The 20,816-nt window shown below is 57.6% G+C and carries 17 protein-coding genes and 1 pseudogene; 7 read left to right on the top strand and 11 right to left on the bottom strand.

Translation table 11 applies throughout. The features are described 5' to 3' along the window. Positions 1-50 precede the first annotated feature (50 nt). From ung to H3L92_RS07475, 4 genes and pseudogenes are all read left to right on the top strand, one after another. Positions 51-716 (top strand): annotated as a pseudogene (gene ung / locus H3L92_RS07490) (uracil-DNA glycosylase); the annotation flags it as partial. A 96-nt stretch (positions 717-812) separates the two neighbouring features. After that, positions 813-1,769: a glutathione synthase gene (gene gshB, locus H3L92_RS07485; protein ID WP_085366506.1), complete on the top strand. Its 957-nt coding sequence runs from the start codon at positions 813-815 to the stop codon at positions 1,767-1,769. Between the two features lie 22 nt (positions 1,770-1,791). Further along, a complete protein-coding gene (locus tag H3L92_RS07480) occupies positions 1,792-2,196 on the top strand; it encodes a diacylglycerol kinase (protein WP_085366508.1) in 405 nt (134 codons plus the stop codon). A gap of 180 nt (positions 2,197-2,376) precedes the next feature. Beyond that, positions 2,377-2,847: a copper chaperone PCu(A)C gene (locus tag H3L92_RS07475; protein WP_085366510.1), complete on the top strand. Its 471-nt coding sequence runs from the start codon at positions 2,377-2,379 to the stop codon at positions 2,845-2,847. Between the two features lie 496 nt (positions 2,848-3,343). On the opposite strand, the gene H3L92_RS07470 is transcribed toward H3L92_RS07475, so the two are convergent. From H3L92_RS07470 to H3L92_RS07455, 4 genes are all read right to left on the bottom strand, one after another. Then, positions 3,344-3,937 carry a type IV secretion protein Rhs gene (locus H3L92_RS07470; RefSeq protein WP_176579718.1) on the bottom strand — a complete coding sequence of 198 codons (594 nt, stop codon included), beginning with the start codon at positions 3,935-3,937 and terminating at the stop codon, positions 3,344-3,346. Then, complete coding sequence (locus H3L92_RS07465; RefSeq protein ID WP_085366512.1) at positions 3,930-4,472, bottom strand: DUF2062 domain-containing protein; 543 nt, start codon at positions 4,470-4,472, stop codon at positions 3,930-3,932. Before H3L92_RS07465 ends, H3L92_RS07470 begins: the two co-directional genes overlap by 8 nt. A gap of 185 nt (positions 4,473-4,657) precedes the next feature. Continuing rightward, a complete protein-coding gene (locus H3L92_RS07460; RefSeq protein WP_085366513.1) occupies positions 4,658-6,124 on the bottom strand; it encodes a S41 family peptidase in 1,467 nt (488 codons plus the stop codon). A 275-nt stretch (positions 6,125-6,399) separates the two neighbouring features. Further along, complete coding sequence (locus H3L92_RS07455) at positions 6,400-7,758, bottom strand: murein hydrolase activator EnvC family protein (protein WP_085366515.1); 1,359 nt, start codon at positions 7,756-7,758, stop codon at positions 6,400-6,402. Between the two features lie 165 nt (positions 7,759-7,923). Between H3L92_RS07455 and H3L92_RS07450 the strand changes: the two genes are divergently transcribed. After that, positions 7,924-8,799: a DMT family transporter gene (locus tag H3L92_RS07450; protein WP_085366517.1), complete on the top strand. Its 876-nt coding sequence runs from the start codon at positions 7,924-7,926 to the stop codon at positions 8,797-8,799. Positions 8,800-8,923: 124 nt separating this feature from the next. On the opposite strand, the gene H3L92_RS07445 is transcribed toward H3L92_RS07450, so the two are convergent. Beyond that, entirely contained in the window at positions 8,924-9,328 is a 405-nt protein-coding gene (locus H3L92_RS07445) for an Lrp/AsnC family transcriptional regulator (RefSeq protein WP_085366519.1), read from the bottom strand. A 108-nt stretch (positions 9,329-9,436) separates the two neighbouring features. On the opposite strand from H3L92_RS07445, the gene H3L92_RS07440 reads away from it, so the two are divergent. After that, positions 9,437-10,285 (top strand): MBL fold metallo-hydrolase, encoded by an 849-nt coding sequence (locus H3L92_RS07440; RefSeq protein ID WP_085366521.1) that lies wholly within the window; start codon positions 9,437-9,439, stop codon positions 10,283-10,285. An 82-nt stretch (positions 10,286-10,367) separates the two neighbouring features. Here H3L92_RS07440 and H3L92_RS07435 read toward each other — a convergent pair whose 3' ends face one another. The 4 genes from H3L92_RS07435 to purL form a co-directional block, all read right to left on the bottom strand. Continuing rightward, positions 10,368-10,826 carry a ProQ/FINO family protein gene (locus tag H3L92_RS07435; RefSeq protein ID WP_085366523.1) on the bottom strand — a complete coding sequence of 153 codons (459 nt, stop codon included), beginning with the start codon at positions 10,824-10,826 and terminating at the stop codon, positions 10,368-10,370. A gap of 162 nt (positions 10,827-10,988) precedes the next feature. Further along, the gene (aroC, locus tag H3L92_RS07430) at positions 10,989-12,083 is read right to left on the bottom strand and encodes a chorismate synthase (protein ID WP_085366525.1); all 1,095 of its coding nucleotides are present in this window, start codon (positions 12,081-12,083) and stop codon (positions 10,989-10,991) included. Between the two features lie 210 nt (positions 12,084-12,293). Continuing rightward, positions 12,294-13,193, bottom strand: coding sequence for a DMT family transporter (locus H3L92_RS07425; RefSeq protein ID WP_085366527.1), 900 nt, complete (start codon positions 13,191-13,193; stop codon positions 12,294-12,296). Between the two features lie 140 nt (positions 13,194-13,333). Further along, positions 13,334-17,317 (bottom strand): phosphoribosylformylglycinamidine synthase, encoded by a 3,984-nt coding sequence (gene purL / locus H3L92_RS07420; RefSeq protein WP_085366529.1) that lies wholly within the window; start codon positions 17,315-17,317, stop codon positions 13,334-13,336. A 179-nt stretch (positions 17,318-17,496) separates the two neighbouring features. Here purL and H3L92_RS07415 point away from each other — a divergent pair, with 179 nt between their 5' ends. Beyond that, entirely contained in the window at positions 17,497-17,835 is a 339-nt protein-coding gene (locus H3L92_RS07415) for a P-II family nitrogen regulator (protein ID WP_085366541.1), read from the top strand. Positions 17,836-17,871: 36 nt separating this feature from the next. On the opposite strand, the gene trpB is transcribed toward H3L92_RS07415, so the two are convergent. Both trpB and ilvA read right to left on the bottom strand, forming a co-directional pair. Beyond that, a complete protein-coding gene (trpB, locus tag H3L92_RS07410; RefSeq protein WP_085366530.1) occupies positions 17,872-19,077 on the bottom strand; it encodes a tryptophan synthase subunit beta in 1,206 nt (401 codons plus the stop codon). Positions 19,078-19,153: 76 nt separating this feature from the next. Beyond that, positions 19,154-20,677 (bottom strand): threonine ammonia-lyase, biosynthetic, encoded by a 1,524-nt coding sequence (gene ilvA / locus H3L92_RS07405; RefSeq protein ID WP_085366532.1) that lies wholly within the window; start codon positions 20,675-20,677, stop codon positions 19,154-19,156. Positions 20,678-20,816 lie beyond the last annotated feature (139 nt).

Genomic DNA, 20,816 nt, shown 5'->3' with positions numbered 1-20,816 from the left:
GGGCGGCCTTTCTTATATAATGGCACGGTTCGTTCACACCGTTTACGGAGCAGTTTATGCAAACCTGGCACGACGCCCTCGGCGCGGAGAAGCAGCAGCCTTATTTCCAACACATTCTGAGCACCGTTAAAGCCGAGCGCGCAAGCGGGCAGACGGTGTATCCGCCGGCGGCCGATGTGTTTAATGCGTTCAAAGCCACCGAGTTTTGCCAAGTGAAGGTGGTGATTTTGGGGCAAGACCCTTACCACGGTGCGGGGCAGGCGCACGGGCTGGCGTTTTCGGTGCGCCCCGAAGTGGATATTCCGCCGTCGCTGGCGAATATTTATAAAGAGCTGGCAACCGATATCGAGGGCTTTCACATTCCCAATCACGGTTATCTGCAACATTGGGCGGATCAGGGCGTGCTGCTGCTCAACACCGTGCTCACCGTGCGCGCGCATCAGGCGCATTCCCATGCCGCGCTGGGCTGGGAGCAGTTTACCGACCGTGTGATTGCGCAATTGAACGAACACCGCCGCAACGTGGTGTTTATGCTGTGGGGCAGCCACGCGCAGAAGAAAGGCGCATTTATCGACCGCAGCCGCCATCTGGTGTTGAGCGCGCCGCATCCATCGCCGCTATCGGCCTACCGCGGCTTTTTCGGCTGCCGCCATTTTTCGCAGGCCAACGCTTATTTGCAGCAGCACGGGTTGGGCGCGGTGGATTGGCAGGTGTAATGAAAACACTATCGCGGCCGTCTGAAACCGCAGCGGCATTTTCAGACGGCCTTAATCTTACAGCATGTATGATTGGCCGGATTCAAAAGGAAATTTATGAAAATCTTATTTATCGCCGACCCGTTGGCAACGTTCAAAACCTATAAAGACACCACCTACGCCATGATGCGCGAAATGGCCGCGCGCGGCTGGGCGCTGTTCCACACCCTGAGCAGCGAGCTTTCGGTGCAAAACGGCATCGTGGCCGCGCAGGCCGCACCGTTTGAGTTTGCCGGGGCGAAAAGCGATTACGATCACGAATGGTTCAGGGCAGAAGAAAAAATTCAGACGGCCTTGAAAGATTTCGATGCCGTGATTATGCGCACCGACCCGCCTTTCGATATGCAGTATCTCTACGCTACCCAACTGCTCACGCTGGCCGAAGGGCAGGGTGCGAAAGTGTTCAACAGCGGGCAGGCCATGCGCGACTTCAACGAAAAGCTGGCGATTCTGAATTTCGGCCGCTTTACCGCGCCCACGCTGGTGAGCACCCGCGCCGCCGATGTGCGCGCCTTTCTGCAAGAACACGGCGACATCATCGTGAAACCGCTCGACGGCATGGGCGGCATGGGCATCTTCCGTCTCACCGAAGCCGACCCCAACATCGGCAGCATACTCGAAACCCTGATGCAGCTCGACACGCGCACCATTATGGCGCAGCGCTATATCCCCGAAATCGTGCACGGCGACAAGCGCGTGTTGGTGATTGGCGGCGAAGTGGTGCCGTTTGCGCTGGCGCGTATCCCGCAAAACGGCGAAACGCGCGGCAACCTGGCCGCCGGCGGGCGCGGCGTGGCGCAGGAGCTTTCCGCGCGCGACCGTGAAATCGCCGAAACCCTCGCGCCCGAATTGAAACGCCGCGGCATTTTGCTGGCAGGCTTAGACGTAATCGGCGACTGCCTCACCGAAGTCAACGTAACCAGCCCCACCGGTTTTCAGGAAATCATGAAGCAGAAAGGCTTCGATGTGGCCGCCATGTTCGCCGATGCCGTTGCGGCATGGTCGAAACCGTAAGGCCGTCTGAAAGGATACCGTCATGACCGACCGAACCTATGCAGAAAAAATGAAAGGCAAGCGCGGTATCGCGCGCATTATCAACGCTGCGGGCTACTCGCGCGACGGCCTCGGCGCGGCTTACCGCCACGAAAGCGCGTTCCGCCAGTTGGTTTGGCTTAACATCATATTGGTTGCGCTGGCCTTTATTCTCGACTTCGGCCCCGCCACCCGCATGATGCTGATATTCGCATCGTTTTTGTCCTTAATCGTCGAGCTGTTCAACACCGCCATCGAAGCCGCCGTCGACCACACTTCCACCGCACGGCACGAGCTGGCCAAGCGCGCCAAAGACGCAGGTTCCGCCGCGCAGATGCTGGCGCTGCTGCTGCTGGCGCTGCTGTGGTTTATGTCGCTCTGGCGCGAATACGGCCTCAATCTTTTTTAAGCCGGTTTAGGGAGTGCCGTCGACCGCTTGCCCGGCATCTGCGGATTTTCCCTCAAAAAACCGCTTCGCAAGCCTTCTGACGACACTCCCTGACCCTAATCAAGTTTTCAGACGGCCTGTGCAAGCATAATGCGGCAAAAGCTTTTTTGATTTTTAACGGCAATCAATAAGGAGCAAACCATGAAAAAACTGTTAGGTGCGCTGATGCTGGCCGCTTTCTGCCAGAGCGCGGCGGCCGCCGGCATCACGGTAGGGCAACCGTGGGCGCGCGCCACCGTAGAAGGCATGAGCATGGGCGGTGCATTTATGAACATTAAAAACGATACCGCCAAAGACGATTTCCTGCTCGGCGGCAGCAGTCCTGTGGCCGATAAGGTGGAAGTGCACTCCCACGTGAACGACAACGGCGTGATGCGTATGCGCGAAGTGGCGGGCGGCATACCGCTGAAAGCCGGCCAAACCACCGAGCTGAAGCCCGGCAGCTACCACATTATGTTTATGGGTTTGAAAAAACAGTTGAAACAAGGCGATAAAGTGCCGGTTACTTTGCAGTTCAAACACGCCAAGCCGCAAACCGTTACCGTTGACGTGAACACTGCGCCGAAAGCCGGCGGCAACGCCCATAACCACGGTGTGAAACACGCGCATTAGGCAGAGGTTTTCGCAGCTTCTTTGCTTGGAAGCTGAAGCCGCAGGCCGTCTGAAAATATTTTCAGACGGCCTGCGGTTTTTGTATAAAAGCCCATATAGTTAATCAGCCTGAGACCTTTGCAAAATTAAAAAAACCATCACAAAAAATTTATTTCCCGTCATTCCCGCGTAGGCGGGAATCCAGATGGAAATATTAAAGTATCAATTAAACAAATACTTGAATACCGAACGCCTGGATTCCCGCCTACGCGGGAATGACGGGGTTTAAGCATTTCAGACGGTCTTAAGGTATTTTTGTAAAGGTCTCGGTTGGTTAAAATACGCTAAGCCCCCTCCCTAACCTTTTCCCACGGGAGAGGGGATGAGCGGCTGATGAAATAGCTTTTCAGACGGTAAAGCAGGTGCTTCGGCAAAACAATATCCGAAACACTTTGCCAAGACGGATATGACGAAACATAAATAAATTAAGGATTAAAAAGGATTTTTGCAAAAAGCCTCAACCTTTGCGCCAACGCTTTTTCAGCGATGCCGCCGTGTCTTTCAACCAGCCGAACCAGCTTAAACCGTTGCGGTATTTCGGCAGCAGCGCGCTGTTGTGCGGGTTGGCGAGAAAGCCACTTAAGGCGGCCTCGAAATGGGGCAGGTCGGCTTGGTATTGCGGCCATTTCAGGAAACGGGCGGCGTAGTAGTGGGCAATCAGGTCGGCCTGCTGTTCCATATTCAGATCGGCGATGCTGCGTATGCACACGGGGGGCGGGTAGGCGTAGCAGCAGCGTTGGCGGTAGCCGCCTTTCACGGCCAGCATCAGGCCGCCGAGCCAGGTGCGGTAGCCGTGTTGGTGCTGCCAAACATGGGTCAGCTCGTGTATCAGCCACACGGCGTAATGCGTTCCCGTGCAGGTAAAATCGTCGGGGCAGTTGCGGCGGGGGAAATAAATATGGCCGTTGGGTGCGACTGCCGTGTTGATGTTGGGCAGAAACGGTATGCCGCGGTAGATTTTGATGCGCGTGTAGTCGAGGCCGTCTGAAAAAACCAGTCGGGCCAATTCGGTTTCCTGCGCGGTTAAGCGCCGCCAGCGTGCCTCAGCCACGGCCGGCCTTCCGTTTCTGCCACAGGCGGGCGGTGCGCAGCCGCCAAAGGGCGAGTACGGCGATGTAGCCTGCTGCGGCCAAAACCGAACCCAAAACGGGCACGCCCACCAAGAGCGGTTTGCCCGCGCCCACCAGCCACGCCCATGATTCGGAAAGAAACTGCCCGCTGCCCCAAGAGGGGAATTCGAGCGTTGCAGCCGCTTCCACGCCTAACAGGCGGCTGCCGATTTTGTAGGCGGTGTAGTAGAGCGGCATATAGGTAACGGGGTTGGTGTAGAGGGTGGTGAACACGGCTACGGGCAGGTTGGTGCGCAAAAAGTAGGCCACAATCAGCGCAGTCATCATCTGGGTGGGGCCGGGCATCAGGCCGCAGAACATTCCCACGGCCACGGATACGGCTGCCTGACGGCGGTTGAGCGTCCAGAAATAGGGTTTGTCGAACAGCGGGGCAAAGGGCTTGCTCCAGCGGGCGGCGAAAATCTGTTCGCGTTTGGGCAGTTTGCTGCGCCAAGATGTGCGTTTGGTGTCGGTCATGCGGGTAGAGATTGGGGGTAATACGGCGGTTTCAACGGATGGGTTCGGGTTTGTTTCGGGAGTTGGGATTTGATGATTGCAGGGTAAAAAAAGTTTCAGGCCGTCTGAAAACATGAACCGTTCCGATGTGCGGGTTGGTGTTTCAATATGTTTTCAGACGGCCTGCGGGTGCGGTCAATCGGGGTTTATTCCGATTCGCCTTCGCCGTTTTTCTCTTTTTTGGGTGCCGGTTTTTTGGCGGCCAAGCCCAGCGATTTCTGCCATTGGGCGGGCTGTTTCACCAATTCGAGCGCTTTTCTCAACTGGTCGTCTTTGGCGGGGTTGGGAATGCGGCGCGAAGAGAGGTCTTCGTCTTTCTCTTTTTTGCTCTTGGTTTTCGGCTCTTCTTTCACGGTTTCAGACGGCACATATTCGCTGCCGTTCACTTCTTTGCCGCCCAGCGGGTTGCCGATGTGGCCGGCGAGGTCGGCTTCGCGGCTTTCAAACAGGCGGTCTTTGTCTTTTACTTCCACGTCGGGCACGATGCCCTGCGCCTGAATCGAGCGGTCTTTCGGGGTGTAGTAGAGCGCGGTGGTCAGTTTGACGGCGCTGCCGTTGGAAAGCGGCAGCACGGTCTGCACCGAGCCTTTGCCGAAGCTTTGCGTGCCCACCACCACGGCGCGGCGGTGGTCTTGCAGCGCGCCGGCCACGATTTCGGAAGCGGAGGCGGAGCCCGAATTGATCAACACGGTAACGGGTATGGTTTTCAGCTCGGCGGGCAGGCCGGAAAGCGGGTCTTTGCCGGACGAGAGAATATAGTCTTCGGGCACGGCTTTCAGGCTCATGCCGCCTTTGCCGTCGCGGCCTTTGGTGCTGACTACGGTGGCGTTGGCGGGCAGGAAGGCGGCGGACACGCCCACCGCGCCGTTAAGCAGGCCGCCGGGGTCGTCGCGCAAATCGAGCACCAGGCCTTTGAGCGGGCCTTTGTTTTGTTTCACCAGTGCTTGCGCCGATTCGTTGAGTGCGGGCACGGTGCGCTCTTGGAACTGGCTGATGCGGATATAGCCGTAGCCGGGTTCGAGCAGGTGGTGGCGCACGCTTTTCACTTTGATGATGGCGCGGGTGATTTTAACGGTGATGGGTTTGGCGGCGTCTTTGCGCGAGAGGGTGAGCACGATGTCGGTGCCGGGTTTGCCGCGCATTTTTTTCACGGCTTCGTTCACCGTCATGCCGCGGGTGGATACGCCGTTGATTTTCACGATAAAGTCGCCGCTTTTCACGCCGGCGCGCTCGGCGGGCGTGTCTTCAATCGGGGCAATCACTTTCACGAAGCCGTCTTCCGCGCCCACTTCCATGCCCAAGCCGCCAAATTCGCCGCTGGTGTTTTCTTTCAGGTCGGCATAATCTTTTTTGGTCATGTATTCGGAATGGGGGTCGAGGCCGGCCACCATGCCTTTCATGGCGCCTTCGATCAGGGCGTCGTCGGATTTGTCTTGGTAGTAATTGGCTTTAATCTGGCCGTACACTTCGGCCATTGTGCGGATAGACTGAACGGGCAGCGCTTCGTTTTTCTTTTCGCCGGCGGCAAAACTCTGCACGCTCAGGCTTAAGGCCACGCCGCTGAATGCGCCTAGTGTGTAGAGGGCGACTTTCTTTAAAGTGGAATTAGACATTGCCAAGCTTTCTCTTTCTTCTTGAGCGCAGGCTTTCAGACGGCCTGCACGGATAACGGTGGAACTTTATGTGATTTATCGTTTGCGGGCAACCGTATAGGGGTAAAAAAATGCTAAATAGGGCGGGTTTTGCAACGCTTGGCCGCCCGTTGCGGAAACAGGCCGTCTGAAAAGCGGGCGGGTGCGGTGTTTGCTTGAACGGCCCCGGCCTTAACGTGTGGCGTTTGCTGCCAACCGGTATCCGGCGGTAAACCGAGCCGGAAGCGCTTGCGCGGTTAGCGTATCCACGAAAGCGGGTTCATCGGCTGGCGGCGGTAACGGATTTCGAGATAAAGCCCCTGTTCGCCCGTGGGCAGGCTGCCGCTGGTGCCGATGGTGCGGCCCGCAGCCACGCTACTGCCCCCGCCCACCGACACGCTGCTTAAGCCGGAATACACGCTCACATAGCCGTCGCCGTGGTCGAGCACCACCATATTGCCGTAGCCGCTCAAAGGGCCGGCATAGGCAACGGTGCCGGCGGCGATGCTTTGCACGGGGGCGCCGGCGGTTGAGAAAAACACGCCTTTCCAAGTGCCGCCGCTGGGGCGCGCCTGGCCGAAGCGGCCGCTGATGGTGCCGCCGACGGGGCGGACGAGGCGGCCCTGCATACGGCTGAAGCTGTTTTTATATTCGGTGCTTTGGTCGGGAGCCTGCAAAGCGCGGTCTTCGGCGGTGAGGGTGGAGCGCGGGGTTTGCGGCTTGGGCGCGGGTGTTTTGGCGGTTTGCGCGGGTTTGCCGTCTTTTTGTTGTGCGGGTTTGGCTTTGCCTTTGGTTTTTTCTTTTTCGGCGCGCGCTTTTTCGGCGGCGGCCAGCCGTGCCTGGGCGGCTTTTTTGCGTGCTTCGGCTTCTTTGCGGCGGTTTTCGGCGTTGCGTTTGGCAATGTCGGCCAACAGCGCGTTGAGGCGCTGTTCGTTTTCACGCAGGTTGGCGATGCGTTGGGTTTGGCTGTCGATTTGGGCGGAAAGCTGGCGGCTTTCGGTTTGGGCGGCGGTGTTGGCGTGGCCGAGCTTACTCATGGCAGCCTGCCGTTGCGCCTTGATTTTGTTGAGGCGCGCCAGCTCGGCGTTGATGGCGGCTTCCTGTTTTTCCAGATCGGCCTGCTGGCGCACCAGGTCGTTCATCACTTTTTGGTTGGCTTCGTTGATGTAGCGGCTGTATTGCAGATAGCGTGCTTTCTGCCCGGGTTCGGCGTTTTTCAGAAACAGCACCACGGCGTTGGGCTGGCGGTTTTTGTATTGGCCGGAAAGCAGGCGCGCCACTTGGGCCTTGGTGCCGGTTACTTCGGTTTTCAGACGGCCCAGCTCGTTTTGCAGCGTTTGCATTTTCGCCCAAGCGTCGCGCTGCTGTTTGTTGACGGCGGCGAGTTCCTGCTGCGCTCTGGCCAGCGCGGCGCGGGTGCGCTCGAGCGTGGCGCGGGCGTTTTGCTGCGCGGCCTGTTTGCGTTTGAGGTCGGCCTGGGCGGCGCTGATGGCCTGGCGGATTTCCCGCAAATCGCTGCCGGCTTCGGCGGCATTGGCAGGCGCGGGTTCGGGTGCGGCAAAGGCGGTGGCGGAGCAGCAGAGCAGGGCGGTGAGCAGCAGCGGTTTGAACGGCATGGCGGTTAGGGCGGTTAGATTTATGAAAAGGCGATTATAACGGATAGGCAGGCCGTCTGAAAATCTGCGGGGCGGTGCGGGAAAAGACAAGTGCGGGGCGGGCGGTTATAATCCGCCCCGTTTCCATCTGTTTGCGGAGCCGTTTCAGACGGACTTTATCTGTTTATGCTTTATCTGATTGCCAGTATTCTTTGCAGCGTGGCCGTGTCGGTGCTGCTCAAACTCGCCCGCTCCCGAAAAATCGACATCGAACAGGCGGTGGCGGTGAACTATATTGTTGCCGTTACTTTGTGTATGCTGGTGTTGAAGCCGGATTTGGCTGCGTGGAAGTCTTATCTGCCCACCTGGTGGCTGTTTGCCGCGCTCGGGGTGCTGCTGCCTGCCGTGTTTGTGATTATGGGCAGGGCGGTGGAGCGGGCGGGAATTGTGAAATCCGATGCGGCGCAGCGCCTGTCGCTGTTTCTGCCGGTGCTGGCTTCGTTTGCCCTGTTCGGCGAGCAGCTCTCGCAGGGGCGTTTAATCGGGCTGGCGCTGGCGTTTACGGCTTTGTTCTGCCTGTTGTGGAAATCGGAGGGCGGCAAAAAGTCGGGCGGTTTCGCCGCTAATGCGGGCCTGTTGCTCGGTGTGTGGGCGGGCTACGGTGTGATTGATATTCTGTTCAAACAGGTGGCCAAAAGCGGCACGGCGTTTGCGGGCAACCTGCTGGTGGCGTTTTGCTTGGCGGCGGTGCTGATGTTCGGCTATCTGTTTTCAAAGTCGGTTAAATGGACGGCGGCGGGCATACTCGGCGGGCTGGTGCTGGGCTGCCTGAATTTCGCTAATATTTTCACTTATGTGCGCGCCCACCAAATCATGAGCAGCAACCCCACGCTGGTGTTTGCGGGCATGAACATCGGCGTGATTGTGCTCGGCACGCTGGTGGGGGCGCTGGCGTTTAAGGAAAAAATCAGCGCCGTTAATGCGGCGGGGATTGTGGTGGCGGTGTGCGCCATCGGCTGTTTGTTTTATTGGAACACGCTGGCAGGCTGGCTGGGGTTGTGAAGGGCTGCGCCGGCGCTGTTTTCTCGAATACCCGGGTTATGCCCGGGGATTTGGTTTGAGGCCATCTGAAAAGGTTTCAGACGGCCTTTTTAGTTTTGATTGATGGTTGGTGTGTTGGCAAAGCTTATTTCACGCGCCGAATGCTGCTGTTTAAACGGTATGAGCCATGAGCCAATAGTCCGTTTAAAAACTGCTCCAGTTCAATCAGGTTTTCTGTTACATAAACAATCGAATAGCAAATATCGCCGCTGGTTTTGTCCACGCTTTCCACATTCGGGTTTTGAATCAGCCAATGCTCGAAGGCTTGGAAATCCGTGTGCTTCATCATCACGCCGATGAAATGGCGCGACCGGTTTTCGCGTATGGTAAAACCATTGATGATGCCGTTTTCCTGCATTTGTTTCACGCGTTCGGCGGCCGCTTGCCCGCTCAAATGCACGGTTTTGCCTAATTCTTGCCAGCTGATGCGGCTGTTGCTGCGCAAAGTGTGCAAAATGGCGCGGCTGATTTTGTCGTCAAATTTTTTCATTTCTTACAATTTCTCTGTTTGGCGCAGTGATTTCGTGGATTTTACGCTGTAAACCAGCGATTGGCACGGCTAAAATTTTGTTTTTAAAATCAATCAGGAAACCGAAAAATGAAATTTGCACCAATCGCTTTTTCCGCTGTTTTGCTGTCTGGCAGCTTGAATGTGTGGGCCGACAGCTACCAACACATCCGCAACGCCACCGCCAAAGTGGAATATGCGGGACAAACCTTTTTGATCGACCCGTTTTTCGCCAAGAAAGGCGCGATGGCGGGGTTTGCCGGCACATTTAACAGCCACCTGCGCCAACCGCTCGTGGACTTACCCATGTCGGAGCGTGAAATCTTAAAAGGTGTGGATGCGGTAATTGTAACCCATACCCACGAAGACCATTGGGACAAAGCCGCGCAAAACGCCATTCCCAAGCACCTGCCGATTTTCACGCAGCATGAAGACGACGCGCAGTTAATCCGTTCACAAGGTTTTAAAAACGTGCAAGTCATCAACGGCAAAGCGGTGTTTAACGGTGTGGAATTACATAAAACGGGCGGCTCGCACGGCACGGCAGATATGTATGCCAATCCGGCTTTGGCCAAGTTGCTGGGTGAAGCAATGGGCGTGGTGATGAAAAAAGAAGGCCATGCCACCGCTTATGTAATGGGCGACACGGTTTGGACTGCCGAAGTCAACAAAGCCTTGCACAGATTCAATCCTGATTATTTGATTATGAATACGGGCTATGCGCGCATCAACGGCATCGCCGAAAGCATCATCATGGGCTTGCCGGATGTGTTGAAAGCCGCGCAAGTTGCGCCTAAAGCGAAAATCATCACGGTGCATATGGACACAGTGAATCACGGCGGCGTAACGCGTGATGATATGCAGAAATTTGTGTTGGGCGAGAAACTTTCGGAAAAAGTCATCATTCCGAAAGATGGTGAAACGGTGCTGCTCAAATAAAGAGCTTGGCTAGGTATGGCGTAATGAAAAGGCCGTCTGAAAGTTTCAGACGGCCTTTTTGATGATTCAAGCGAAAGCAGGATTATTCCGCAGCGGTTTGGTTTTCAGCAGTTTCCGTTTCCGCAGCAGCGGCTTCCGGTGCGGCTTCGCCTTGCTCGGCGGCTTTAGCGGCTCGGCGTTCTGCTTGCGTGGCCAGTGCCTGTTGCACGGCGGGGTGCTGTTGGGCGATGGCCTGCTCTTCGGGGCTGACTTCGCCTTTGAAGCGGTTGTTCAAATCGAAGCGTTTGCCGCCGCGGGCGAGCGCTTTAAGGTAGCGCGGGCGGCGGCAGTGGTTGGCCAAAACGCGCGCAATCAGGGCGGGGTCGAACTGGGGCAGTTCGGCAACCAAATCTTGGTCGATGCCTACGGCCAGCGGTTTGAAGCGTTTGAACACATCGTATTTGTTGTAGATGTGGTCGGCAATCATGTCGGTCTGTTTCTTTTTGCTCATGGTTTGCACGGCGGATTTCAACGCTGCGCCCAAAGCGGTTTCCTTCGTCATGTTTGTGTTCCTAAAAAGCTTATCTGAGTGGAGTAAAGTTCGCGGCATTTTAGTATAAAGCCTGTGTTTTGGCTAAGGCTTTGTGGTTTTATTCAAGGCCGTCTGAAAAAAACGTTGCCCGATTGCGGCGGTTTGTGTTTTCAGACGGCCTGATTGCGGGCGTTACCGCCGCTCAATATCGGGCGTATCCACCTTTATATCGGCATTCTGCGCGCGGTGGCGCAGGGCGTGATCCATCAGCACCAAGGCCAGCATGGCTTCGGCAATCGGCGCGGCGCGCAGGCCGACGCAGGGGTCGTGGCGGCCGTGGGTGGCGATTTCCACGGGATTGCCGTCGATGTCGATGGATTGACGCGGCGTGGCGATGGAGCTGGTGGGTTTGATAGCGAAATTGGCGGTAACGGTCTGCCCTGTGGAAATGCCGCCGAGTATGCCGCCGGCGTGGTTGGATTTGAAGCCTTGCGGCGTGAGTTCGTCGCCGTGGTAGCTGCCGCGTTGCGCCGCCACGCCGAAGCCGTCGCCGATTTCCACGCCTTTGACGGCGTTGATGCCCATCAGCGCGTGGGCAATGTCGGCATCGAGGCGGTCGAACACGGGTTCGCCCAAGCCCACGGGTACGTTGCGCGCTTCGATGTGCAGTTTCGCGCCCACGGAATCGAGCGATTTGCGCACGCTGTCCATATAGGCTTCAAGTTCGGCGATTTGGCTTTGATTGGCGGCGAAAAACGGGTTTTGTCCGATAAATTGTTCACCCTCAAAGGCGATTTCGACTTCGCCCACTTGGCTTACCCAACAGATGATTTCGGTGTTGAATTTTTCTTTCAGCCATTTTTTGGCCACCGCGCCTGCCGCCACGCGCGCGGCGGTTTCGCGGGCGGAAGAGCGGCCGCCGCCGCGGTAGTCACGCGTGCCGTATTTGTGCCAGTAGGTGTAGTCGGCGTGGCCGGGGCGGAATTGGCGGGCGATGTTGCCGTAGTCTTTGCTGCGCTGGTCGGTGTTGCGGATAAGGAGCGCGATGGGTGTGCCGGTGGTTTTGCCTTCGAACACGCCCGATAAGATTTCCACTTCGTCGGCTTCGCGGCGTTGGGTAACGTGGCGGCTGGTGCCGGGTTTGCGGCGGTCGAGGTCGGCTTGAATGTCGGCTTCGTCCAACTCCAGCCCGGGCGGGCAGCCGTCGATGATGCAGCCTAAGGCCGCGCCGTGGCTTTCGCCGAAGGTGGTTACGGTGAAGAGTTGTCCGAAAGTATTGCCTGCCATGGTGTTGTGCTTTGGAAAGGAGTTGGGGGAACGGGCGGCCAGTTTAGCATAAAGGCCGTTTGAAAGGCTTGGGGAATTTTATAGTGGCTTAAATTCAACACGTACAGCGTTGCCTCGCCTTAGCTCAAAGAGAACGATTTTGTAAGCCGCTGAAGCGGCAACAGAATCGGTTCCGTACTATCTGTACTGTCTGCGGCTCGGCGCCTTGTCCTATTTCGAATTTAAGCCACTATATTTATTTTTGAAACGGGCGGCGTTCAGAACGGCGGTGCCGAGAATCAGCGTGATGCCGAGATATTGCCAGCCGTTTAACTGTTCGTTTAAAAACAGCGCGGCCAGCACCACGGCGGTGAGCGGTTCGAACACGGTAAATATCGAAGCTTTGGCGGCGGGCATTTTTTGCAGCCCTTTCACAAACAGGCCGTAGGCGGCGATGGTGCCGACGCAGGCCAATGCCAGCGCCGAGAGCCAGGCAACGGCACTTTGCTGCGGCAGTTTGGCGAAAGCCGAATGGGTGTGGGGCATCAGCAGCAGCAACAGCGCGGAAAAGGCGATCGAGGTGAAAAACACCAGCATCGGCGGGTTGCCCTGCATGGCGCGTTTGCCGAGCACGCCGTAGAGCGCGTAGCAGATGCCCGAACCCAGACCGAACAGGATGCCGGCGGCGTTGGCCGTGCCGCCGCCCGCCATGGTCAGCCCCACGCCGGCGGCGGCAATCACGGTTAACAGGGCGGATTTGGGCGTGATGCCTTCACCCAGCAGAATGCGGGCGAAAATCAGGCTCCACACCGGCGCGGTGTAGAGCAGGGCAACCGCCAGCGACGAGCCGATGTGGGCGATGGCGGCGAAATAACACAGGCTCATGCCCAGCATACCGAGCAGGGATTGCAGCGCCAGCCCCGGCAGTTTGCGTATTTGCAGTTGTTTCAAATCGTTGAGGAACAGGGGCAGGGCGATTAATAAGATGCAGGCGGCGATCACGATACGCAGCGCCGCCACTTCGTTGCCGCCGAAGCCTACGCGGTTGAGCGTTGCGCCCAACAGGCCGAGCGAACCCCAGCAGAATGCGCCGGCGATGATTTGTAGGGTGCCTGTGGTTTGCGGGGTCATGGTGCGGGTGTTCGGAAAATTGTTAACAAAGGCGCTGTTGCAAAGGTCTCAAGCTGAAGCCGTTGTATCGCCACGCCACTTTAAAATTCACTGAGGCCGTCTGAAAGTTTCAGACGGCCTTTATGATCAAACCGGCATCATCAGCCCAAAGCTTTGCGCGCGCCGGCAAACAGGCGGTACCAGCCGGAAAGTTCGCTGTTTTTCCATTCTTCAGGGTGCCAGCTCATTTGTGCGGTGCGGTACACGCGCTCGGGGTGCGGCATCATGATGGTTACGCGGCCGTCGGCATTGGTAACGCCGGCGATGCCTTGCGGCGAGCCGTTGGGGTTGAGCGGATAGGTTTGGGTAACTGCGCCCAAGCCGTCGATATATTGCAGGGCGATGTTGAGGCCGTCTGAAACATTGCGGCTGCCTAAATGGCTAAAGTCGGCGCGGCCTTCGCCGTGGCTGACAATCACGGGCAGGCTCGAACCCTGCATTTCTGCCAGAATCAGCGAGGGTGATTTGGCCACTTGCACCATGCTCAAACGCGCCTCGAACTGCTCGCTTTGGTTGCGCTTGAATTTAGGCCAGCCTTGCGTGCCGGGGATGATTTCGGCCAGATTGCTCACCATCTGGCAGCCGTTGCACACGCCCAAAGTGAGGGTGTTTGGGTTGGCGAAGAAGGCGGCGAACTGGTCGCGCAGTTCGGGGTGGAACAGAATCGATTTCGCCCAGCCTTCGCCCGCGCCCAGCACGTCGCCGTAGCTGAAACCGCCGCAGGCGGCGAGCATGTTAAAGTCGGCCAGTTTGACGCGGCCGGCCATCAGGTCGGACATATGCACGTCGTACGCGTCGAATCCGGCGCGGGTGAAGGCGGCGGCCATTTCCACCTGCCCGTTCACGCCTTGCTCGCGCAACACGGCGATTTTGGGTTGGGCGCCTGTGTTGATAAACGGCGCGGCGATGTCTTCTTTCAGGTCGAATTTCAGGTCGGCAAACAGCGCGCTGCGTTGGTTGTCGGCGAGCAGGGCGAATTCGCTGTCGGCGCATTCGGGGTTGTCGCGCAGACGTTGGATATGGTAGGAGGTTTGCTGCCAAGTTTTTTGCAGCTCGAGAATGTCATTGTCGAACAATACGGTTTGATTATCACGGATAAGCAACTGATTGCTGCCGGATACGACACAGATTTCTTGTGCTATGACGTCTAATTTATGTTGGAAGACTAATTTGTGTTGGAAGAACAAATTAATGACATCACCGACATCCTCTTTGCGAACTTGAATCACTGCGCCCAGTTCTTCATTAAATAAAGTCCGAATCAGAGCATCTTGCCATTCAGGAGACTGTTTGACAGCTTCGGGAGTTTGTTCTGCTAAGTTTCGGTAGAGGGTAATAAAAGTGCTGGCAGTGAGTAGCCCTACATCAACATCCAAACCGCATCTTGCCGCAAACGCCATTTCCGCCAGCGTGGCAAACAAACCGCCGTCGCTTCTATCGTGATAGGCCAACAGTTTGTCTTCGGCCACCAGTTGCTGAATCGCTTCGTAAAACGCTTTCAGACGGCCTGTATCAATATCCGGTGCTTCGCCGCTTAAATCGTTATACACCTGGCTCAAAGCCGAGCCGCCCATGCGGGCGCGGCCAAAGCCCAAATCAACAAACAGCAGCACGCTGTCGGCCACGTTTTTCAATTCGGGGGTAACGGTTTTGCGCACATCCTGAACCGGTGCGAAGCCGGTGATAATCAGGCTTAAGGGAGAAACCACGGCTTTTTGTTCGCCGTTTTCCTGCCACACGGTTTTCATCGAAAGCGAATCTTTGCCCACCGGAATGCTGATGCCCAATTCTTGGCAGGCTTGCGACACGGCTTCGACGGTGCGGTAGAGCTTTTCGTCTTCGCCCGCATTGCCGCAGGCGGCCATCCAGTTGGCCGAGAGCTTGATGTTGCCGATTTTGCCGATGTTGACGGCGGCCAGGTTGGTAAGGGTTTCGCCGATGGCTATGCGGCCGGAGGCGGGGGCGTCGAACAGCGCCACGGCGGGTTTTTCGCCCATCGCCATCGCTTCGCCCTTATAGGTGTTGAAGCCCATCATGGTAACGGCGGCATCGGCCACGGGGGTTTGGTAACGGCCGACCATTTGGTCGCGGTGGGTCATGCCGCCGACCGAGCGGTCGCCGATGGTGATCAAAAAGTTTTTGGCGGCCACGGTGGGCAGGCTCAATACGCGGTAGGCGGCTTCTTTAATATCGATATGGCTACCTGAAAACGCTTTTTCAGACGGCCTTATGGCGTTATCGCTGCGGGTGGTTTTGGGCGGTTTGCCGAGCAATACGTTGAGCGGCAGATCAACCGGATTGTTGCCGTAGAGATCGTCGCGCACTTGCAGATGGCCGTCGTCGGTGGCGGTGCCGACCACGGCAAACGGGCAGCGTTCGCGCTCGCAGATTCGGCGGAACAAATCCAAATGTTCGGGCAGAATCGAGAGCACATAACGCTCTTGCGCTTCGTTACACCAAATCTGCATCGGGCTTAAGCCGTGTTCTTCCAGCGGCACGTCGCGCAGTTTGAACACCGCGCCGCGGCCGGCATCGTTCACCAACTCGGGGAAGGCGTTCGACAGGCCGCCCGCGCCCACGTCGTGAATGGCGATAATCGGGTTGCCGCCGCCAAGCTGCCAGCAGCGGTCGATCACTTCCTGCGCGCGCCGCTCGATTTCGGGGTTGCCGCGCTGCACGGAATTGAAGTCCAGATCGGCGGCGTTGCTGCCGGTGTCCATCGAAGAAGCCGCGCCGCCGCCCAAGCCGATCAACATGCCCGGGCCGCCGAGCTGGATTAAGAGCGCGCCTTCGGGAATGCGGTCTTTATGGGTTTGCTGCGCCTGAATATTGCCGAGGCCGCCGGCAATCATAATCGGCTTGTGGTAGCCGCGCACCGTGCCTTCGTGCGCCTGCTCGAAAGTGCGGAAATAGCCCAACAGGTTGGGGCGGCCGAATTCGTTGTTGAACGCCGCGCCGCCGATGGGGCCTTCGATCATGATGTCGAGCGCGGAAGCGGTGTGGCCGGGTTTGCCATAGGGTTGCTCCCACGGCTGGGGTAAATCGGGCAGGTTGAGGTTGGACACCGAAAAGCCGGTCAAACCCGCTTTCGGGCGCGCGCCTTTGCCGGTGGCGCCTTCGTCGCGTATTTCGCCGCCCGCGCCGGTGGCCGCGCCCGCAAACGGGGCGATGGCGGTGGGGTGGTTGTGGGTTTCCACTTTCATGATGATGTGGGTGTCTTCTTCATGAAAACGGTAGCCTTGGTTTTCGGCGGCATCGGGGTAAAAACGCTCGATTTTCGCGCCTTCGATGATGGAGGCGTTGTCTTTGTAAGCCACCACCGTGCCTTCGGGGTGGGCGTTGTGGGTGTCGCGGATCATGCCGAACAGCGATTTCGGCTGTTTTTCGCCGTTTAAGATAAAGTCGGCATTGAAGATTTTGTGGCGGCAATGCTCGCTGTTGGCCTGCGCGAACATCATCAGCTCCACGTCGCTGGGGTTGCGCTGCAAAGCCTGATAGTTTTCCAAAAGATAGTCGATTTCGTCGGGTGAGAGCGCCAGGCCCAGCTCGCGGTTGGCGCGGATAAGGGCTTCTTTGCCTTCGGCGAGCACATCCACACCGGCGAAGGTTTGTGCTTCGGGGTGGGCGAAGAGGCGGGCGGCCGTCTGAAAATCGGGCAGCACGCTTTCGGTCATGCGGTCGTGCAGCAGCGCGGCCCACTGCTGTTTTTGTTCGCTGTTCAGGCTGCCTTCGAGCCAAACGGCCATGCCGCGTTCGATGCGCTCGATTTCAGACAGGCCGCAGTTGTGCGCGATGTCAGTGGCTTTGGATGCCCACGGCGAAATGGTGCCGATGCGCGGAGTGATCAAAAACAAATGCAGGCCGTTTGCAGCTTCAGGCGTGTTCCCGACACGTTCGGCTGCCAAAAGGGCCTGCAATTTTTCTGCGGATTCATCGTTCAGGGCGGATTCGCTGCTCACAAAATACCAGAATTCGCTGCTCAAACGCACTTCGGGCAGGCCGGCGGCGCGGGCTTTTTGCAAAAGTTTTTCAATACGGAAATCAGACAGGGCGGGTGCGCCGCGCAGGGGCAAAACAACGGACATGACGTGGCTCTCGGATGGCGGTTGGAAAAGCCGTAATTGTACGCGAAAGCGGGGTGGGCTGCTCGGGTATTTCGGTTTCAGACGGCCTCCTTAAAAGCCGCACGGGCCGATTGAATAATATCGGCCTTTATGCTAAAAACAGGCCGTCTGAAAGCCATTTGAAAACAAGCGAGCAAACCATGAAAAAAATCGAAGCCATTATCAAACCGTTCAAACTCGACGACGTGCGCGAAGCCCTTACCGAAATCGGCATCACCGGCATGACCGTTACCGAAGTGAAAGGTTTCGGCCGCCAGAAAGGCCACACCGAAATCTACCGCGGCGCCGAATATGCGGTGGACTTTCTGCCCAAAGTGAAGCTGGAGCTGGTGCTGGCCGACGCTGATGTGGAGCGTGCGGTCGAAACCATCGTAGAAACCGCGCGCTCGGGCAAAATCGGCGACGGCAAAATTTTCGTGCTGCCGGTGGAAGAGGCCGTGAGAATCCGCACGGGCGAGCGTTCCGACGCGGCGGTGTAGGCTGCGCCCGTGGCGTTAGAACGGCTTTCGCGCCGCTCAAACGGTGATTTTTTCCAACACAAAATCAATGTCTTTATCGCCTCGGCCGGACAGATTCACCAGCAGGCGTTTGCTGCTGTCGAGTTGGGCGGCGCGGCGCAGGGCGTAGGCCACGGCGTGTGAGGATTCCAGCGCGGGGATTATGCCCTCTTCGCGCGATAAGGCCATGAAAGCGTCCAAACATTCGGCATCGGTGGCGGTTTCGTAACGTGCGCGGCCGCTGTCTTTCAGATGGCAGTGTTGCGGGCCGACGCCGGGGTAATCCAAACCCGAAGCGATGGAATGCACGGCGGCGGGCGTGCCGTCGGCTTCTTGCAGGTAGTAGCAGTTGAAGCCCTGAATGTTGCCGAACTTGCCCAAGGTCATGGTGGCGGCGTGGCGGCCGGGTTTGTCCAAGCCTTCGCCGGCGGGTTCCACGCCCACCAGTTCCACGTTTTTATCGTCGATAAAGGCGTTAAACAAGCCCAGCGCATTCGAGCCGCCGCCCACGCAGGCAATCACTTCGTCGGGCAGGCCGCCGTAGGCCGTCTGAAACTGCTCGCGCGCTTCGTGGCCGACAATGGATTGGAAATAAGCCACCATTTCGGGATAGGGCGCGGGGCCGACCACCGAGCCGATGGCGAACATGCTGTCGTCCAGCTGCCCCATATACGATTCAAACGCGCTGTCCACCGCTTCTTTCAGCGTGCCCGCGCCCGCCGACACTGGCACGATTTTCGCGCCCAAAATCTTCATGCGCGAAACATTGGGGTGTTCTTTGGCGATATCGACCACGCCCATGTGGATTTCGCATGCCAAACCCAGCAGCGCGGCGGCGGTGGCCAAGGCAACACCGTGCTGGCCGGCGCCGGTTTCGGCAATCACTTTTTTCTTGCCCAGTTTTTTCGCCAGCAGCACTTCGCCGATGCAGTGGTTGATTTTGTGTGCGCCGGTGTGATTCAAGTCTTCGCGTTTCAGATAAATCTGCGCGCCGCGCTGCGACAGCGTACGGGCGTGGTAGATCGGGCTGGGGCGGCCGACATAAGTGGCTTGCAGGCGTTTCATTTCGCTGATGAAATCGGCGTCTTGAATAATGTTGCGGAAACCGGTTTCGATTTCGGCCAAGGCACGGGCCAATTCGGGGTGGCCGATTTTGCCGCCGTGTTTGCCGAAGTTGCCGTTTTCGTCGGGCAGAACCAGTGCGTTTAATTGTTCGTTTGCCATGTTGTTGTTCCCTGTAAAACAATAGTGATGTAAGAAAGTCGGAATGTTAGCAACAGCCGTTTTTCAGACGGCCTTTTCAGCCCAAAAACAGTTTGTATGCCGCATTGTGGGTTTCGTCTTCATAGGCATAATCCAAGCCGTCGAGAAAATCGGCAAAGGCTTGGCCGTCTTGCGGCGGCACGTCCACGCCCACCAGCACGCGGCCGTAATCGGCGCCGTGGTTGCGGTAGTGGAACAGGGTGATGTTCCAATCGGACTGCATACGGGTTAAAAAACGCGCCAGCGCGCCCGGCCGCTCGGGAAACTCGAAGCTGACCACGCGCTCGTTGGCCACTTTGTGCGTGCGCCCGCCGACCATATAGCGGGTGTGGATTTTCGCCACTTCGTTATCGGTCAAATCGGTGTTGGGCAGGCCGGCGGCGGTGAGGTCGGCGCTGATTTTGGCCAAATCCTGCACGCCTGCCGTTTGGATGCCCACAAAAATATGAGCGGTTTCGTCGTCGCCGTAGCGGTAGTTGAACTCGGTGATATTGCGGTTGCCCAACACATTGATAAATTTTCGGAAGCTGCCCGGTTTTTCGGGTATCGACACGGCGAAAATGCCTTCGTTGCCTTCGCCCAGCTCGCTGCGTTCCGACACATGGCGCAAGCGGTGGAAGTTGATGTTGGCGCCGCTGGTTACCGCCACCAGCGTTTCGCCTTCGGCCTTCGTGCGGTTGATGTAGGCTTTCAAACCGGCCAGCGCCAATGCGCCGGCAGGCTCCATGATGCTGCGGGTGTCGTCGAAAATATCTTTGATGGCGCCGCAGATGGCGTCGGTGTCGACCGTGATGATTTCGTCGAGCAGGTCGCGGCAGATGCGGAACGTTTCTTCGCCCACCAGCTTCACGGCGGTGCCGTCTGAAAACAGCCCCACGTCTTTCAGCTCCACCCGCTCGCCTTTGGCAATCGACACTTTCATGCAGCAGGAATCGTTGGTCTGCACCCCGATCACTTTGATTTCGGGGCGCACCTGCTTGATAAATGCCGCCACGCCCGCAGCCAGGCCGCCGCCGCCGATGGGCACGAAAATGGCATGGATGCTTTCGGACGTTTGGCGCAGAATCTCCATGCCGATGGTGCCCTGGCCGGCAATCACGTCGGGATCGTCGAACGGGGCGATATAGGTGAGGCCCTCTTCTTCGGCGAGTTTCACGGCATAATCATAAGCATCGTTATACGACACGCCTTTAAGCACCACTTCGCCGCCGCGGTTTTTCACCGCATCGATTTTGATTTGCGGCGTGGTTTCGGGCATCACGATTACCGCGCGGCAGCCCAAACGCTGCGCCGACAATGCCACGCCCTGCGCATGGTTGCCCGCGCTGGCGGCGATGATGCCGCGCGCGAGCGCCTCTTTGGGCAGCTTGGCCATTTTGTTGTAGGCGCCGCGGATTTTAAACGAAAACACGGGCTGCAAATCTTCGCGCTTGAGCAAAATATTGTTATTGGCGCGGCGCGACAGGCCGCGCGCCTGCTCCAGCGGCGTTTCCACGGCAACATCATATACGGCGGCGGTGAGGATGCGGATCAGATAGTCGGAATAAGATGGTGTGTTCATGCGGTTTGGCTTCAGATGGGAAATCACACGCCCGCAGCGGCATAAAAGCCTGCGCGGGCAAAGGCAAAACCATACCCCGCAGGCCGTCTGAAAGCAAGAAAAATCTGAATCGAAACTTAGCAAAACAAGCATTAGCGGG

It is taken from the genome of Neisseria dentiae, from assembly GCF_014055005.1.
GTDB classification, from domain to species: domain Bacteria; phylum Pseudomonadota; class Gammaproteobacteria; order Burkholderiales; family Neisseriaceae; genus Neisseria; species Neisseria dentiae.
The sequence above is the reverse complement of the archived record's forward strand: the minus strand, read 5'-3'. Positions and strand labels throughout refer to the sequence as shown.